A 15,112-nucleotide genomic window follows, 5' to 3' on the forward strand; every position below is an offset into this window, starting at 1 on the left:
ATCCCGCCGACTCACACCGCCGGACGCACATCCCCCGCGGGCGCACCGTCGAGCACGCCCGGCGCCCAGTCCCGCAGCGCCCGCAGGCAGGCGTCCAGCGCCGAACCGAGGGTGGCCCCGCTGGCCTCGCAACGCAGCAGTCCGCCACCGCGGCGCTCCAGCATCAGCCGGCAGGACACCCGCGCCCCGACCTGGACCGGATGCACCCACAGCCGGCCCGGCCAGTCCGGGTCCGTCAGGCAGGCCTTTATGCGCCGGCGGATCAGCCGGTAGCTGCTCCGCGTCAGTGGATAGCCGGCGGCGTGAATGGTGATGCGCATCGGGTCTCACTCCCTGTACCCCATGAACCGGGCGGGCAGTGTGGCGAAGCCGCGTTACACGGACGTGACGGCCGCGCCCGTCGGGCGCGGCCATCGGCAGGCATTAGTTCAGCACCTCGATCAGCGCCTCGGCGGTGCCCTTGGAGGACGGCGGATTCTGGCCGGTGATAAGCCGCCCGTCACGCACGACGTGGGCAGTGAAGGGCTTTTCCGCCTTGGTGTGGCGGGCGCCGCGTTCGGTGAGCCGCTGGTCGAGCAGGAACGGCACGACCCCGTCGAGCCGGACCGCCTGCTCCTCCTCGGTGGTAAAGCCGGCCACCTCGCGCCCGGCGACCAGGTGCGAGCCGTCGGAGAGGCGTACGTTCACCAGCGCGGACGGCCCGTGGCAGACCGCGCCGACCGCGCCACCGCCCTCGTAGATACCGGCGGTGAGGCGCTGCAGGGCCTCGCTGTCCGGGAAATCCCACATCGTGCCGTGCCCGCCGACGAAGAACACCGCCGCGTAGTCCTCCGCCCGGAGTTCACGGGCATCGAGGGTATTCTGCAGGCGTCCCTGGATGGTCTCGTCGCTGTAGAACGCGTCGGAAACCGGATCACGGTCGCCGGTGCTGCGCGGGTCGAAGTGCACCGGACCACCGGTGGGGCTGGCGAAATCGACCTCGAAGCCGGCTTTCGTGACGACGTCATACGGGTGTGCGGCCTCGGCGAGGAATACCCCGGTCGACTCGCCGGTATCGCCGAGACGGTCGTTGCCCGTGAGCACGAAAAGGATACGGCGACTTGCATCACTCATGAGATATCTCCATTGTTCGTATAAGGACAATCCGTTAGCTGGCGTGTCTCACCGCCACTTTCAAGCCGGTGGGGCTTTGCCGAGGTGCCAATGCCCGATATGATTCCGTCCCCATGAGCCGCTATCACACCAGCAGCGCACCGTTCGCACGCGTCATCCGTGCCCTCGCCGAGGCGTGGCAGTCCTTCGAGCAGTACTCCGGGGCCCATATCCGCACCACCGGCCTCAGCGCCCCGCAGTTCGACGTCGTCTGCACGCTCGGCAACACCGAGGGCATGACCTTCTCCGAGCTCGGCCACCGGACGCTGATCTACAAGACCACCCTCACCGGCGTGGTCGACCGGCTGGAGCAGAAGGGGCTGGTGGAGCGCGTGCCCTGCGAGCAGGACCGCCGCTGCGTCTACGTCCGGCTCACCGGCGAGGGCGAGGCACTGTTCGACGAGGTCTTCCCGGCCCACATGGCGCACCTCGGCGACCGGCTCGACGCCCTCTCCCCCGAGGAGCTGGAGACCGTGGAGCACAGCCTCCGCCGCCTGGCCTCGGCGCTGTCGGGGCATGCCGGGGATGCCGAATCGGGTGAGCGCGTCATCGGCAACCAGGGCCGGGGCTAGCCCGAAGGCGACAGCAGCATCTCCGCCCGGAAGTCGGCGCTCCGGTCGACGGTCCCGCCGGAGACCATGAACACCCCGTCGCCGGTGTAGTGCACCGTCCGCGGCCACGCCGGCGCCGGTTTCACCCAGGCGCGCACGATCTCCCAGACGAAGAAGTTGTAGTCCGGGACCAGGCGGTCCCCGGCCAGCCGGCACTCGAACGCCGCGTGGCACTCGCGGATCAGCGGCGCCGCCACGACCTCACCCGACGCCGGCGTGAGGCCGAAGCGCTCGAACTTGTCCACCGAGGCGCCGGTGGTATTGCCCACGCCCACCACCGCGTCGAGCAGCTCCAGGGTCGGCAGGTTGATGACGCACTCGCCGGCCTCGCGGATCAGCCCGAAGCTGTGGTTGCCCGCGGAGATCATGCAGCCGACGAGCGCAGGCGAGAACTCCATGACCGTGTGCCAGCCGAGCGTCATCACGTTGCGTCCGCCCGCCCATGCCGAGGACACCAGCACCACGGGCCCCGGCTCCAGGTAACGCCGCGCGCGTTCGACGGGATACGGCTGCCAGTAATTCCCTGCCATGGTCATTCCTCCCCCGCCGCCTCCTCGCGGGAGGGCAGCGTGCGCTGCATCTCGCGCACGGGGTGCTGGCGCCATTCCGGGTGTTCCCGCCGGAGCTGCCGCGCGACCCGCAGTGAGCGGCGGATTGCCCCGATGCCGGGCAGGAACGGCGTGTGCGCGAGCTCCCAGCGTATCCCGGTCGGGTCGGAGAAGAACACCGCGTAATAGCCCGGCGCGTAGACCGGGTACTCCGCCGGCTCGTCGGTGACGGTGACCGGCGCGTTGGCGAGGAACTCGCGGCGGAAGTCGTCAACCTCCCGCCGGCGGCGCGCCCACAGCGCGATGTGATGGATACCGGTGGCGTGCTCGTCGTGGTGCAGCCGCTCACCGGTCCGCGCCGGCTGAATACCGATGTAGCTGTGCGCGAAGGGGTAACGCGCCATGTAGTAGGTGGAGCGATATCCGACGTCCAGCGTCCAGAAGCTGTGATAACCGAGCCAGCCGAACATCCGGTCGTAGAAGGCGATGGAACGCTCGTAATCGAGCACCGAGAACTCCACATGATGCACACCGCGCCAGCGCATGGCTCCCTCCGTTTCCCAGTCGCCCAGCCCCCGCCGGGCATTGGCGGCCGGCGCGTCGACGGGGCACATTTTCAGATCTCGCGTGGTCGGCCACTAACCTGCACGGCCAGTGACGGACGGAACCACGAAACGCGGATACCGGGTCAGGCGGCACCGTCGTCGCCCCGCGTCCCGGCGGGTTGCAGCCCCCGGCGGACGGTCTCCAGCATACCGGCGACCACGTGGTCGGGATTCACAGACGGATCGAACCAGTGCTGCAGCACCACGCCGTCCACACCCCCCACCAGCCACGCGGCGACGGCCTCGGGATCGACGCCCGCATCCAGCTCCCCCGCCGACTGCCCGGCCCGCACGGTCTCCGCGACGAGCGCGCGGAACTCGGCGTACATGCCGCGCATGATGGTGCCGAGACGCTCCCGCGCCGGACCGGCGCTCGCCGCCGCCCAGAACTCCAGCGTCAGCGGGAAGATCGCCACCTGCCGGCGCAGCCCGGCCACCGCCGCCAAGAGCCCCGCGGCCAACGCGTCCCAGTGACCGTCCCGGGCGGCCATCGCCGCCTGGCACTCGGCCATCAGCGCACCCTGGCAGGCCTCGAAGGCGGCACGAAACAGCGCCTCCTTGTCGTCGAAGTAGCGGTACACGGAGCCTTTGCTGAGCCCGGCGGCGGCGGCGATGTCATCAACCAGCGCGCCCTGGAAGCCGTCACGCGCAAAGACCTCGACCGCCGCCCCGGCGATGGCCCGCTGGCGGGCCTCGACGTCCACGACGCGGGGTGCCATGCCCGCCCTCCTATAATGACTGACTGGTCAGTTATTATAGGAGCCGGTTCCAGCCCTGCCAACCCGCCGCGTGCCGGCGGGTTGGCGCGGCGATAGATCAGCGCCGCTTGCGGTTGAGGAAGGCGTCGATGCCCGCCTGGGCGTCCTCGGCCATCATGTTGCGTGCCATGGTGCGGCTCGCATCGGCATAGGCGTCCGGCAGACTCATGCCGAGCTGGCGGTAGAACAGCTGCTTGCCGAGCCGCCGCGCGGTGGGCGCCTTGGCGGCGATGGTCTCCGCCAGCCGGTCCACCTCGCCCTCCAGCTCATCGGCGGGCACGGCGCGGTTGATCAGGCCGATGCGCGCCGCGGTGGCGGCGTCGATGAACTCGCCGGTGAGCAGCATCTCCATGGCGTGTTTCGGCGCGATGGCCCGGCTGACCGCCACCGAGGGCGTGCCGCAGAACAGGCCCAGGTTGATGCCGGAGGTGGCGAGACGGGCGTCATCGCTGGCGACGGCGAGGTCGCAGGCGGCGACGAGCTGGCAACCGGCGCCGGTGGCAATGCCCTGGACCTGGGCGATTACCGGCTGGGGCATACGATTGATCTGCAGCATGAGGTCGCCGCAGGCGTCGAACAGGGACTGGTGCTCGGCCTCGGTGGTGCCGCTGCGCACCTCGGCGAGGTCATGGCCGGCCGAGAAGGCCTTGCCCTCGGCGGCGATGACCACGACGCGCACGGCGTCGTCGTCCGCCGCCTCCGCCAGCCGCTCGCGCAGATCGTCCAGCAGCTCACGGGTCAGCGGGTTGTAACGCCCGGCGTTGGTGAGCGTCAGGGTGAGCACGCCGGTATCGCTCATCCGCTCCGTGAATCCACGTTCCATTGTCGCGGCCATGGTTCTCCTCCCTCTATTCCCCTGTCCACACGGAACACGCCTTGTGCGGATAGGTTATTCTCCCGCATACTATATATAGGGTGAGTCTTTATCGACAGGCTCGTGGATTCCTTTTCCAGAGAGGTCCCTTATCTCACCCGCTCCGCGCCCGTGACGAACACGTCGATCCGCGATGGCTCGGCGACGACGTGCCCCTTTTTGCATCTTCATTGCAATGGGGCCGCCCTCAATGTCTCGTCTAAAACTGGCTCGCTCGCACGCTGATCTTCTGTCGGGCGGCGCCGGCCTCGCGTCCACGGGCGTGGACGGGAGGACTGTGCACGAATGAACGAACTACTGCTCGGACTGCGACGCTCGAAACGCAACCTGCTCTCACCGCTCCTCTGGCGTGTCCGAATCGTCTTCTGGCTGGCCTCCATTGTCGTTGGCCTCGCGGGCGTCGCTTTCGCGATGGGCGCCGATTACGCCCAGGGCATTCACAACCGTCTCATGGACCTCTCGCCCTGGGCGACCCTGATCATCACCCCGCTGGGCATCGGCGCCCTCGTCTGGTTCACCGAGCGCTTCATCCCCGCCGCCTCGGGCAGCGGCATCCCCCAGGTCATCGTGGCCCTGCAGGGCCGCACCGGCGACCCGGTGCGCCAGCGGGTGCTCTCGCCGGTCGTCGGCGTCGCCAAGATCGTGGTGACGATGTTCGGCCTCATGCTCGGCGCCTCCATCGGCCGCGAGGGACCGACCATCCACGTCGGTGCGGCGGTGATGCACCTCGCGGGGCGTATCGGCCGTTTCCCGTCACATTACCTCGAGAAGGGCCTTATCCTCGCCGGCGGTGCGGCGGGCCTGTCGGCGGCGTTCAACACACCACTCGCCGGTGTGGTCTTCGCCATCGAGGAGCTGCACCGGGACTACGAGGAGGGCACCAGCGGCCTCGTGCTGCTCTCGGTCATCCTCGCGGGTCTGACCTCGCTGGTCGTGATCGGCGACTACGCCTACTTCGGCCACATCTCCACGACCATGCCCCAGGACTGGAGCTGGGTGGCGGTGCCGGTCTGCGGGCTGGTCGGCGGCCTGGCCGGCGGGCTTTTCTCCTGGACGCTGCAGGTCGGCGTGCGCGGCCTCGGCCCGATCCGCCGCGGCTGGCCGCTGCTCTTCGGTCTCGGCTGCGGACTGGTGATCGCGCTGATCGGCATTGCCGCAGGCGGGCGTACCTTCGGCACGGGCTACGAGCAGGCCAAGCACCTGCTGGATGCCGGCTCCATGGCCGAACCGGGGGCGATGCTGAGCACGCCGCTGCTGGCCATCGGCAAGTGGCTCGCCACCGTCGTGTCGTACCTCAGCGGCATCCCCGGTGGCCTGTTCTCGCCGAGCCTCTCCGCCGGCGCCGAGCTCGGTGCCGCGCTGACCGGCGTTCTACCCTACGCCCCGGCGGGCGTGGTGATCCTTCTGGGCATGACCGCCTACTTCTCCGGCGTGGTACAGACGCCCATTACCACTTTCGTGATCGTGCTGGAGATGACGGACAACAACGCCATGCTGGTACCGCTGATGGCCACCAGCGTGATCGCCTTCGGCGTCTCCCGGGCCATCTGCCCCTATCCGGTCTATCACGCCCTGGCCAAGACCTTCATAGGCCGGCGCGACGACGCCTGACCCGGCCCCTGGCGGTGGCCGTCTACGGTCACCGCCAGGCGGGGCAACGCCGGTCACGGGCCACGGGCGCGGCATCACACGGACACCGACGACGGCACGGGCGCCGGCGTGCCCTTCGCCCGCCTCCTCATGAAACGGGCCGGCGAGGCCGTCACAGCTCGCCCAGGACCGCGGCCGTCGGCACGCCGGCCACCACCCCGCCCCGACTTCGTGCCGCCGCGCCGTGAGCCTCCGCCCGGGGCAGCACGTGCGCGGCGTAGAACCGCGCCACGTCGACACGGGCCCGGTTGAAGGCGTCGTCCTCCGAGCCGGCCGCGACCCTGGCGGCGCGCGCTAGCAGCCAGCCGCCGGCGACGAAACCGGTCTGCATCAGCAGCGGGAACGCGGCCGCCCCGGCGGCGGCCGGGTCATCCGCAGCGTTCTCCAGTACCCGGGCGGTGCTTCGGCGCAACGCGGCGATCGCCGAGACCATGCCGCTGCCGATCTCCGAGAGCCCCGGCGAGGCGCAGTCGCCCAGGCCGTCGACGTCCGCCGCCATGTCGTCGAGTAGAGCGGTCATCGCCGCACCGCTATCCCGCAACAGCTTGCGACCCATGAAGTCGTTGGCCTGGATGCCGTTGGTGCCCTCGTAGATCGCGGCGATACGGGCGTCGCGCAGGTACTGGGCGGCCCCGGTCTCCTCGATGTAGCCCATGCCCCCATGCACCTGGATGCCGAGCGAGGCGACCTCGATACCGAGCTCCGTGCACCAGGCCTTGATCACCGGGATGAGCAGGTCTGCCCTCGCCTGCTGGCGACCGCGCTCGTGGCCGTCCGTGGCACGCCGTGCGCGGTCCATGGCGGCGGCCCCGGCGTAGCAGAGCGCGCGCATGGCCTCGGTGCACGACTTCATGGTCAGCAGCATGCGGCGCACGTCCGGGTGACCGACGATGCTCGCCTCGCCGCTGACGGTACGCCCCTGGGTGCGCTCGGCAGCATACGCCGCGGCCTGCTGGTAGGCCCGTTCGGCAATGGACAGCCCCTGCATGCCGACCTTGTGGCGGGCCTCGTTCATCATCGTGAACATGTACTCCAGCCCGCGCCCCTCCTCGCCGACGAGGTAGCCCACGGCGCCGTCGGTCTCGCCGTAGATCATGGTGCACGTGGGGCTGGCATGGATGCCGAGCTTGTGCTCGATGCCGCCGCAGTACATGTCGTTGCGCTCGCCAGGCTGCCCGGCGGCGTCCGGCAGGTACTTGGGCACGATGAACATGGAGATACCGCGCACGCCCGCGGGGGCGTCCGGGGTGCGGGCGAGCACGAGGTGGACGATGTTGTCCGTCATGCCGTGTTCGCCCCAGGTGATGTAGATCTTCTGGCCGAAGATCCGGTAGTGATCGTCACGACGCTCGGCGCGGGTGCGGATGGCCCCCAGGTCCGAGCCGGCCTGGGGCTCGGTCAGGTCCATGGTCCCCGTCCACTCGCCGCTCACCAGCCGCGGGAGATAGCGCGCCTGCTGGGCCTCGCTGCCGTGACGCTCCAGGGCCTCGATGGCACCGGCGGTGAGCATCGGGCACAGCGAGAACGACAGGTTCGCCGCCTGCCACATCTCCTGGGTGGCGGTAGCCACCAGCGCCGGCAGCCCCATGCCGCCATGCGCCGGATCGCAGGCAACGGCGTTCCAGCCCGCCTCCGCGTAGGCACGGTAAGCCGCGGCGAAGCCCTCCGGCACGACCACGTCACGCCCCTCCAGCCTGGCGCCGGCCCGGTCGCCCGGCGCATTGAGCGGCGCGAGCTCGCCGCCGGCGAAGCGCGCCGCCTCCTCCAGGATCGCGGCCACCGTCTCCGGCGTCGCCTCCTCGAAACCGGGCAGTGAGGCGATGTCCGCCAGATTGAAAACCTCCTCCATGAGGAAGCGCATGTGCCGCACGGGCGCATCGTAGCTCATTTCACTCTCCTCCTTTGTCGCGCAGCGCCGCCGCCTGCGCCCGGATGGCCGGCAGCTCCTCCGAGCGCCGCTGCAGGTTCTTCAGCTGCAGCCGCATGCGGTGGTTGCCCGTCAGGCGTTCACGGTGGCGGTCGAGAAAATCCCAGTAGAGGGTGGTCAGCGGACAGGCATCCGGCCCGCTGGCCTTTGCCGGGTCGAACCGGCAGCCCCGGCAGTAATTGCTCATGCGCCGCACGTAGGCGCCACTCGCGCAGTACGGCTTGGTGGCCATCACCCCGCCATCGCCGAACTGGCTCATGCCCAGCGTATTGGGCAGGCTCACCCAGTCGACGGCGTCGAGGTACATGGCCATGTGCCATTCGTGGAAACGGTAGGGGTGCACGCCGTAGAGCTGGGCGTAGAGCCCAAGCACCATCAGCCGCTGGATGTGGTGGGCGTAACCGTTGGTGAGGACGTTGTCCATGGCGTCCGCCATGCAGCGCATGGACGTCTCCCCGCTCCAGTAGGCCGCCGGCAGCGCCCCCTCGTGGCCGAGGTGATTGAGCCCGGCATAGCCCGGCATGCGGCTCCAGTAGATGCCGCGGACGTACTCGCGCCAGCCGAGGATCTGGCGTACGAACCCCTCGACGTGGTTGAGCGCCGCCCGCCCCTCCCGCCAGGCGGCCACGGCCGCCTCCACACAGGCCTGTGGTGTGATCAGGTGCATGTTCAGCGCCGCCGACAGGCGCGAGTGGTAGAGCTGGTGACCACCGGTCCACATCGCGTCCTGCCAGGTGCCGAAGGCCGGGAGGCGCACGTCGATGAAGTGCGCCAGCACCTGCTGGGCCTGTGCCGGCGTCACCGCAAGGTCGAAGCCCGCCATGTCGCCGGGATGGTCGCCGAAACGCGCCGTGACGGTCTCCATCACCGCACGGGTGGTGGCATCCGGGCGGAAGGACGGCGGCGGCTCGATCCACCCCGGCCCCTGGCGGCCAAAGGCACGGCGGTTGTCGTGATCGAGGTTCCAGACCCCGCCGGCGGGACTGCCGCCGTCCATGAGCACGCCGTGGCGCCGGCGCAGGCGGCGGTAGAAGTCCTCGAGCAACAGGGATCGGCGGCCCCGCGCCCAGTGTTCGAAGTCCGCGACGGTGGTGTAGAAGTGCCGGTCCGTGCGGATGTCCAGCGCCAGGCCCAGTGTCTCGGCGACGGCCTCGAGCGAGCGCCGCACGTGGTAGTCACCGGGCTCGAGGACCACCAGCCGTTCGGGTGCGAGGCGCGGCACGTCCTCCGCGAGGATGTCGGCGAGCCCGTGTCCCCGCTCCGCCCCCGGTGCCAGTGCCAGCGCGTGGTAGCACACATGCACGCCGCGGGCGCGAAGGCCGTCGCGGAAGTGGCGCATGGCGGAGAAGAACAGCACCAGCCGGCGCTGGTGGGCCGGGAAGGTGCCGGTACGGGTCTCGGCCTGCGCCTCGGCCATCCATACGCTGTCGCGTGTGGGGTCGAAATCGTCGAACGCCGCCGATGCCGGATCCAGCTGGTCGCCGAGGACGATCACCAGATCGCGCACGGGACGTACCTCAGCCGCCGGGCATGGGCGGAACCAGCAGGGTCGGGTCGACCCGGCGGTCGAACCAGTTCATGCGCCAGTCCAGGTGCGGACCGGTAGCCCGGCCGCTGGCGCCGACCTCGGCGATGGGATCGCCGCGGCGGACGCGCTCGCCCTCCTTCACGGTGATCCGGGAGAGATGGAGGAAGGCGGAGGAGACGCCCTGGCCGTGGTCGATGAGCAGGGTACCGCCGGAGTAGTACATGTCGTCGTGGACGAGGCTGACCACGCCGTCCGCCGGCGCGACCACGGTGGCCCCCCTCGGAGCGGCGATGTCCACGCCGTAGTGGGGCCGCCGCGGCTCGCCGTTGAGCACGCGCTGGCTGCCGTACACACCGGTGATGCGCCCGGTCACCGGCCACCGCCAGCCGCTGGTGTAGTCGGCGCGGGGATCGTTGCGCCGGCGCGCCTCGCGCACCATCGCCACCTCCCGGCGGATGCGCTTCAGGGCGTCCTCATCCGGGCTGACGGTACGGGTCGGCAGGCCGTCGATGTGCTGGATGCGGTAGTGCCGCCGCGCCACGCTCATCTCGCGTCGTACCCGGCTGCCGTCGGCCCACTCGGCCACGAGCGTCTCGCGACGCTCGGCGTCGCGGCCGAAGCCGATCACGAACGTACCGTCATCGGCCACGCGTACCTCCCGCCCCGCGAAGCGTACCGTGGCGGACGCCGGGGCGACGTGCCCGGTGAGCAACGCCCCCTGAACCGGCTCGCCGTCGAGCCGCAGCTGCCCCGCCACAGCGGGCAGGGCCGCCATCCATCCGATCAGCATCAGGGCCAGCGCCCACCAGCGTCCGCGCATCGTCTCCCTCCGGTTGCCCCACCGGCCGGTGGCAGCCGGCGGTGGACGGCCCCAGCCTACCACCCCGCCGGGCACTGCCGCGCCCCCGGCAGCGGCGTGTTCAGTGGCAGTGCTTGAGGTTGCGTCCGATGAGCCAGTAGTTGACCGGCAGCGCGGCGAGGAAGCCCACCGGCAGCGCCGCCACGAAGCCGGCCCAGAACATCGGGCTGGCGAGGCTACCGACCTGGACACCGCCGACCAGATAGTCGGTGACGTTCATCGCTACCTCCATGGCCGCGATGGAGACCGTCTCGCCGAGCCAGATCGTGCGGATGCCGTCCAGGTAGCTCATCCCCTGCTCGCGCATCAGCGGCTGCACCGCCAGGTTGAGCCCGGCGATGAAGGACAGGACGACCGCCAGAGTGAGGGTCAGGGTCGTGCCCAGCCCCAGCGCGACGCCGATGGAGAGCCCGGCGAACTCACCGATGGAGCAGCCGACGAGGCAGTGCACCGTCGCGTGCACCGAGGTGCGCAGCCGCCCGCCGTGGTCCCCGTGGGCGCCGTGGTGATGCGCGTGCCCGGCATGGCCTGCGTGCGTCGCCATGATTCCTCCTGCATTGCAAGTGACCTGTCCCGGAGGGTTGGGATGCCACCCCCTCCCCTCAAGGGGGGGATAGCGGAATCCCCGGTGTCAGGCCGCTCGCTCTGACCCCCTGTGGCGACGCTCGCGCCACAGACGCGCCGCCAGGGACAGGACGTAGACCCCGCACAGGGTGAGCACGATGGTCGCGCCGGCGGGCCAGTCGGGCTGCCACGCCAGGGCGAGACCGAGATAGCCGGTGCCTGCCGCGATCCCCGCCGCGAGCAGCATCATCGAGCCCAGCGAACGCACCCAGTCGCCCGCCGTGGCCGCCGGCAGGCTGAGCAGCGCGATCAGCAGGATCAGCCCGGAGACCTGTACCAGGATCACCACGGTCACCGCCACGAGGCACAGGAGCAGGATATGGAAGAAGGGCACGGGGACACCGCGCAGGCGAGCGAACTCGGCGTCGAAGCACACCGCGGTGAACTGGCGGTAGAAAAGCATCAGCACCGTGAGCATGAGCACGTCCAGCCCCGCCATGAGCCACAGCGTGGGCGCGTCCACGAGCAGGATATTGCCGAACAGGTAGCCGAAGAGGTCGGCGCGGTAGCCCTCGGTCTGGGAGATGAACACGATCCCCACCGCCATGCCGCCGGACCACAGGGCGCTGATGAGCATGTCCTCGTGGGCGCGGAAACGCAGGTTCACCCAGCCGACAATCAACGCCGCAAGCAACGCGGCCACCAGTGCGCCGGCCAGCGGGCTGGCGCCGAAATACCACGCCACGCCCATGCCGCCGAGCACGGAGTGGGCGATGCCGCCGGCGAGATAGCCGATGCGGCGCACCACCACGAACGGCCCGATCAGCCCGGAGGCGACCGACGCCAGGGCGATACCGATCGCCGCATGCTGAAGGAAGCCCTGGCGCAGCAGCGCCTCAATGAACGCCATGACCACCCCCATGGACGTGATCGACATGGGCATGGTCGACGAACCGCACCGGGTGCCCGTAGAGGCGCTCCAGCACCCCGGGCCCCAGGGGCTCGGCGGTATGGCAGACGAGCTCGCGGTTGATGCAGGCCACATGGGAGACGTACTCGCTGACGAAGGCGATGTCGTGGCTGACCACCACGATGGTCATGCGCTCGTTGAGCCGCCGCAGCAGCTCGAAGAACGCCCGCTCGGCCCGGGGGTCGACGCTCGCCGTGGGTTCGTCGAGGAGCAGCAGGGCCGGGCGCACCGCCAGCGCGCGGGCAATGAGCACCCGCTGGAGCTGGCCGCCGGAGAGCTGGTCCACCGTGCGCCCGGCAAGGGCGTCCACCTCCACCTCCGCCATGGCGGCATCGGCGGCGGCCCGCTGCTCCGCGCGGTAACGCGGCCACGGCTGCCAGGGCCGCAGGGTGGCGGAGCGGACCACGTCCGCCACGGTGATCGGGAAACTGCGGGTGAACGCGGCGTACTGCGGGACGTAGCCCACGTGCCGGCGCGCCCGCGCCGGCGACGTGCCGAGCACCCGAACCCTGCCGGCCGAGGGGCGGATCAGCCCCAGCACCACCTTGAGCAGCGTGCTCTTGCCGCTGCCGTTGGGTCCGACCAGGCCGAGAAACTCGCCGTCGGAGACGCTCAGGGTGACGTCCCGGATGGCGACGTAGCCGTCGTAGCCGGCGGTGACGCCTTCGAGCTCGACGGCTGGCGTCACTGCAGCGCCTCGGCGATACGCTGGCTGACGCGGTCGAGGTTGTCGATGTAGTCCGCGGCCAGCGGATCGATACTCACCACCTTGATCCCCAGCGCGTCGGCAATGGTCCGGGCACTGCGCTGGCTGAACTGGTCCTGGACGAACACCGCGGAGACGTCCAGCCCGCGGATCTCCTCGATGAGCTTGTCCAGCTCCGATCCCCCCGGGCTCTTGCCGTCCGCCTCTATGGCGAGCTGCACCAGCCCGTAGCGGTCCGCAAAATATCCCCACGCCGGATGGAAGACCACAAAGCGGCGCCCCTTCAGCGGCGCGAGGCGCTCGGCGATGCGCTTGTCCAGGGCATTGAGACGCTCGATATAGTCGGCGGCACGCTGCTCGTATTCCGCCCGGTGGGCGGGGTCCTCGCGGGTCAGCGCATCGCGTATCCGCTTGACCATCGGTACCGCGTTGGCCGGGCTGGTCCAGAGGTGGGGATCCGCCACCTCGCGCGGCACACGGCCCTCCCCCATGGCGTCCACGACCTTCGCCACGTCCGGCGACAGGCCGGCGAGATCGTCCGCAGCATTCGCCTCGTCACTATGCTCGTGGGCATGGGCGCCGATCGCCCGGAGCTTGACGTCATCGCGCAGGTCCGCGACCGACATGCGCGGGGCGGCGGCACGCAGACGCGCCATCCAGGAGCGCTCGAAGGGCACGCCGACGCGGAAATAGACCTCGGTGCCCTCCAGGGACGCCAGCGTCCGCGGACCGGGATCGAAGGTCGCCGGGCTCTGCCCCGGCTGCACCAGGGCGGTAACGGCCACGCGGTCCCCGCCGACGGCCTCGACCAGCGTCTTCACCGGGATCACGCTGGTGTACACCTGCATTGGCGCCTCCGCCGCGGGGGCCGCCGCCGGCCAGGCGAGCACGGCGGCCAGGACGAGGACGCAACGGGCGAGCTGTCGTCGCAACATGGTCGACTCCAAGGATTACGCTGGTTGGGACTGCCGGCAGGCGGCACACACGCCCGCCAGCTCGATGGTCTCGTGCTCCAGGGCGAAGCCCTGCTCGGCGGCACGCTCGCCCAGCAGCTCGTCCACATCCGGGGCATCCAGCTCCGCGACGCGCTCGCAGCGCGTGCAGATCAGGAAATGCCCCGCGTGGGGATGCTCCGGCGCGGCACAGCCGACAAACGCGTTGAGCGAGGCGAGCCGGTGCACCAGCCCCGCCTCCATGAGGAAATCCAGCGCCCGGTAGACCGTGGGCGGCGCCACCGGCCGCTCGCCCTCCGCGAGCGCCTGCATGAGCTCGTAGGCCTTGGCGGGGCGGTGACCGCGCCAGACCAGCTCCAGCACCCGCCGGCGCTGTGGCGTCAGCCGCGCCCCCTGCTCCCGGCACAGCCGCTCCGCCGCGGCGAGGGCCGTCGCCACGCAGTCGCGGTGATCGTGTCCTTCGGCGGGAAACGCCATCAGTACGGACTCACTCATTGCGGACTCCCCGCGTTCCGATACCGTTATATCATTACATATCGATTCCACGCCCACCATACCCGTCTCCATTCAGGCACCGTTCAGCTCACCCCGTTCAGACTCGCGGCCACGATCACCATTCAGGAGGCGTCCGTCATGCACTACCGCATCCCCGCCATCGCCCTCGCCCTCTCCGTGGCCAGCGCCCCGGCGCTCGCCCGGGGCGGGCACGACGATTACGCCCGGGTCACCCACGTCGAGCCGCTGACCCGGACGGTGGAAGTGAGCACACCCCGGGAGGAGTGCTGGTACGAGACCGTGCGCTACCGCGAGCCTCGTCGGGGCAACGACACCGCCGGGCTGGTCATCGGCGGTATCGTCGGTGGCGTCCTCGGCAACCAGGTCGGCGGCGGCGACGGCCGGCGCGTGGCCACCGTGGCCGGCACCATCCTCGGCGCCGGGATCGGCCGCGGGATCGCCGGCCGGGACGAGCACCGCTATGGCGGCAGCCGGCGCGAACGCCGCTGCGAGACCGTCGAGGAGACCCACTACGAGACCCGCACCATCGGCTACCGTGTGCATTACCGCTATCATGGCGAGGAGTATGTCACCCGCATGGACCACGATCCGGGCCGACGCGTTCGCGTGCGGCTGGATGTGACGCCCTTGGAGTAGCCATGGCATCCCGTCTCGCCCTGTTCGCCCTGCTCGCCGCGGCGGTCTGCACGACCGCCGCGCCGGTTCACGCCGCCCGCGCCGCTGACGGCCGCGACCAGGCGGTCCGCCAGGTGGAGCGGCGCACCGGCGGGCAGGTGATCTCCGTGGAGACACGCACCCGCGCCGACGGCCAGCAGGTCTATCGCATGCGCGTGCTTCTCGGCGAGGGGCGGGTCCGGGTGATCGAGGTTCCGGCCGGACGGAGGCGCTGAA

At 70.3% G+C, this 15,112-nt stretch carries 18 protein-coding genes; 4 read left to right on the forward strand and 14 right to left on the reverse strand.

Translation table 11 applies throughout. The features are described 5' to 3' along the window. Positions 1 to 11 precede the first annotated feature (11 nt). Together ACEZHJ_RS06430 and ACEZHJ_RS06435 are read right to left on the reverse strand one after the other, a co-directional pair. Positions 12 to 320: a hypothetical protein gene (locus tag ACEZHJ_RS06430; RefSeq protein ID WP_163143044.1), complete on the reverse strand. Its 309-nt coding sequence runs from the start codon at positions 318 to 320 to the stop codon at positions 12 to 14. Positions 321 to 423: 103 nt separating this feature from the next. Then, positions 424 to 1,113: a type 1 glutamine amidotransferase domain-containing protein gene (locus ACEZHJ_RS06435; protein WP_163143046.1), complete on the reverse strand. Its 690-nt coding sequence runs from the start codon at positions 1,111 to 1,113 to the stop codon at positions 424 to 426. 113 nt (positions 1,114 to 1,226) lie between these two features. Between ACEZHJ_RS06435 and ACEZHJ_RS06440 the strand changes: the two genes are divergently transcribed. Then, the gene (locus ACEZHJ_RS06440) at positions 1,227 to 1,724 is read left to right on the forward strand and encodes a MarR family winged helix-turn-helix transcriptional regulator (protein ID WP_375036352.1); all 498 of its coding nucleotides are present in this window, start codon (positions 1,227 to 1,229) and stop codon (positions 1,722 to 1,724) included. Here ACEZHJ_RS06440 and ACEZHJ_RS06445 read toward each other — a convergent pair. The 4 genes from ACEZHJ_RS06445 to ACEZHJ_RS06460 form a co-directional block, all read right to left on the reverse strand. Beyond that, positions 1,721 to 2,293, reverse strand: coding sequence for a flavin reductase family protein (locus ACEZHJ_RS06445; protein WP_163142801.1), 573 nt, complete (start codon positions 2,291 to 2,293; stop codon positions 1,721 to 1,723). The two genes, ACEZHJ_RS06440 and ACEZHJ_RS06445, sit on opposite strands and share 4 nt — an antisense overlap. Positions 2,294 to 2,295: 2 nt before the next feature. Beyond that, positions 2,296 to 2,925: a VOC family protein gene (locus ACEZHJ_RS06450; RefSeq protein WP_240466338.1), complete on the reverse strand. Its 630-nt coding sequence runs from the start codon at positions 2,923 to 2,925 to the stop codon at positions 2,296 to 2,298. Positions 2,926 to 2,999: 74 nt separating this feature from the next. Continuing rightward, entirely contained in the window at positions 3,000 to 3,635 is a 636-nt protein-coding gene (locus ACEZHJ_RS06455) for a TetR/AcrR family transcriptional regulator (protein ID WP_163142804.1), read from the reverse strand. Positions 3,636 to 3,732: 97 nt separating this feature from the next. Continuing rightward, the gene (locus ACEZHJ_RS06460) at positions 3,733 to 4,509 is read right to left on the reverse strand and encodes an enoyl-CoA hydratase (RefSeq protein WP_018717100.1); all 777 of its coding nucleotides are present in this window, start codon (positions 4,507 to 4,509) and stop codon (positions 3,733 to 3,735) included. 324 nt (positions 4,510 to 4,833) lie between these two features. On the opposite strand from ACEZHJ_RS06460, the gene ACEZHJ_RS06465 reads away from it, so the two are divergent. Beyond that, positions 4,834 to 6,159, forward strand: a complete 1,326-nt coding sequence (locus ACEZHJ_RS06465; protein ID WP_018717101.1) for a chloride channel protein — start codon at positions 4,834 to 4,836, stop codon at positions 6,157 to 6,159. 151 nt (positions 6,160 to 6,310) lie between these two features. Here ACEZHJ_RS06465 and ACEZHJ_RS06470 read toward each other — a convergent pair whose 3' ends face one another. The 8 genes from ACEZHJ_RS06470 to ACEZHJ_RS06505 form a co-directional block, all read right to left on the reverse strand. Then, the gene (locus tag ACEZHJ_RS06470; protein WP_018717102.1) at positions 6,311 to 8,086 is read right to left on the reverse strand and encodes an acyl-CoA dehydrogenase; all 1,776 of its coding nucleotides are present in this window, start codon (positions 8,084 to 8,086) and stop codon (positions 6,311 to 6,313) included. Position 8,087: 1 nt separating this feature from the next. Then, positions 8,088 to 9,632: a cryptochrome/photolyase family protein gene (locus ACEZHJ_RS06475; RefSeq protein WP_163141246.1), complete on the reverse strand. Its 1,545-nt coding sequence runs from the start codon at positions 9,630 to 9,632 to the stop codon at positions 8,088 to 8,090. Between the two features lie 10 nt (positions 9,633 to 9,642). After that, complete coding sequence (locus ACEZHJ_RS06480; RefSeq protein WP_375036353.1) at positions 9,643 to 10,473, reverse strand: M23 family metallopeptidase; 831 nt, start codon at positions 10,471 to 10,473, stop codon at positions 9,643 to 9,645. Between the two features lie 100 nt (positions 10,474 to 10,573). Next, positions 10,574 to 11,056 carry a DUF4396 domain-containing protein gene (locus tag ACEZHJ_RS06485; RefSeq protein WP_018717105.1) on the reverse strand — a complete coding sequence of 161 codons (483 nt, stop codon included), beginning with the start codon at positions 11,054 to 11,056 and terminating at the stop codon, positions 10,574 to 10,576. 87 nt (positions 11,057 to 11,143) lie between these two features. After that, on the reverse strand, positions 11,144 to 11,986 hold the full coding sequence (locus ACEZHJ_RS06490; protein WP_040409223.1) for a metal ABC transporter permease: 843 nt from the start codon (positions 11,984 to 11,986) through the stop codon (positions 11,144 to 11,146). Next, a complete protein-coding gene (locus ACEZHJ_RS06495) occupies positions 11,973 to 12,734 on the reverse strand; it encodes a metal ABC transporter ATP-binding protein (protein WP_018717107.1) in 762 nt (253 codons plus the stop codon). The genes ACEZHJ_RS06490 and ACEZHJ_RS06495 overlap by 14 nt, the downstream gene beginning before the upstream one ends. Then, positions 12,731 to 13,687 carry a metal ABC transporter solute-binding protein, Zn/Mn family gene (locus ACEZHJ_RS06500; RefSeq protein ID WP_375036354.1) on the reverse strand — a complete coding sequence of 319 codons (957 nt, stop codon included), beginning with the start codon at positions 13,685 to 13,687 and terminating at the stop codon, positions 12,731 to 12,733. The genes ACEZHJ_RS06495 and ACEZHJ_RS06500 overlap by 4 nt, the downstream gene beginning before the upstream one ends. A gap of 15 nt (positions 13,688 to 13,702) precedes the next feature. Continuing rightward, positions 13,703 to 14,200 carry a Fur family transcriptional regulator gene (locus tag ACEZHJ_RS06505; RefSeq protein ID WP_018717109.1) on the reverse strand — a complete coding sequence of 166 codons (498 nt, stop codon included), beginning with the start codon at positions 14,198 to 14,200 and terminating at the stop codon, positions 13,703 to 13,705. Between the two features lie 138 nt (positions 14,201 to 14,338). Between ACEZHJ_RS06505 and ACEZHJ_RS06510 the strand changes: the two genes are divergently transcribed. Next, positions 14,339 to 14,857 carry a glycine zipper 2TM domain-containing protein gene (locus ACEZHJ_RS06510; RefSeq protein ID WP_018717110.1) on the forward strand — a complete coding sequence of 173 codons (519 nt, stop codon included), beginning with the start codon at positions 14,339 to 14,341 and terminating at the stop codon, positions 14,855 to 14,857. A gap of 2 nt (positions 14,858 to 14,859) precedes the next feature. Then, the gene (locus tag ACEZHJ_RS06515) at positions 14,860 to 15,111 is read left to right on the forward strand and encodes a PepSY domain-containing protein (protein WP_018717111.1); all 252 of its coding nucleotides are present in this window, start codon (positions 14,860 to 14,862) and stop codon (positions 15,109 to 15,111) included. Position 15,112: the final 1 nt, after the last annotated feature.

Source organism: Arhodomonas sp. KWT2, assembly GCF_041949875.1.
GTDB lineage: Bacteria > Pseudomonadota > Gammaproteobacteria > Nitrococcales > Nitrococcaceae > Arhodomonas > Arhodomonas aquaeolei.

Coding starts and splice junctions, on each gene's coding strand:
- ACEZHJ_RS06430 (WP_163143044.1), bottom strand. CDS start 320: ATGCGCATCACCATTCACGCCGCCGGCTATCCACTGACGCGGAGCAGC.
- ACEZHJ_RS06435 (WP_163143046.1), bottom strand. CDS start 1,113: ATGAGTGATGCAAGTCGCCGTATCCTTTTCGTGCTCACGGGCAACGAC.
- ACEZHJ_RS06440 (WP_375036352.1), top strand. CDS start 1,227: ATGAGCCGCTATCACACCAGCAGCGCACCGTTCGCACGCGTCATCCGT.
- ACEZHJ_RS06445 (WP_163142801.1), bottom strand. CDS start 2,293: ATGGCAGGGAATTACTGGCAGCCGTATCCCGTCGAACGCGCGCGGCGT.
- ACEZHJ_RS06450 (WP_240466338.1), bottom strand. CDS start 2,925: ATGTGCCCCGTCGACGCGCCGGCCGCCAATGCCCGGCGGGGGCTGGGC.
- ACEZHJ_RS06455 (WP_163142804.1), bottom strand. CDS start 3,635: ATGGCACCCCGCGTCGTGGACGTCGAGGCCCGCCAGCGGGCCATCGCC.
- ACEZHJ_RS06460 (WP_018717100.1), bottom strand. CDS start 4,509: ATGGCCGCGACAATGGAACGTGGATTCACGGAGCGGATGAGCGATACC.
- ACEZHJ_RS06465 (WP_018717101.1), top strand. CDS start 4,834: ATGAACGAACTACTGCTCGGACTGCGACGCTCGAAACGCAACCTGCTC.
- ACEZHJ_RS06470 (WP_018717102.1), bottom strand. CDS start 8,086: ATGAGCTACGATGCGCCCGTGCGGCACATGCGCTTCCTCATGGAGGAG.
- ACEZHJ_RS06480 (WP_375036353.1), bottom strand. CDS start 10,473: ATGCGCGGACGCTGGTGGGCGCTGGCCCTGATGCTGATCGGATGGATG.
- ACEZHJ_RS06485 (WP_018717105.1), bottom strand. CDS start 11,056: ATGGCGACGCACGCAGGCCATGCCGGGCACGCGCATCACCACGGCGCC.
- ACEZHJ_RS06490 (WP_040409223.1), bottom strand. CDS start 11,986: ATGGCGTTCATTGAGGCGCTGCTGCGCCAGGGCTTCCTTCAGCATGCG.
- ACEZHJ_RS06500 (WP_375036354.1), bottom strand. CDS start 13,687: ATGTTGCGACGACAGCTCGCCCGTTGCGTCCTCGTCCTGGCCGCCGTG.
- ACEZHJ_RS06505 (WP_018717109.1), bottom strand. CDS start 14,200: ATGAGTGAGTCCGTACTGATGGCGTTTCCCGCCGAAGGACACGATCAC.
- ACEZHJ_RS06510 (WP_018717110.1), top strand. CDS start 14,339: ATGCACTACCGCATCCCCGCCATCGCCCTCGCCCTCTCCGTGGCCAGC.
- ACEZHJ_RS06515 (WP_018717111.1), top strand. CDS start 14,860: ATGGCATCCCGTCTCGCCCTGTTCGCCCTGCTCGCCGCGGCGGTCTGC.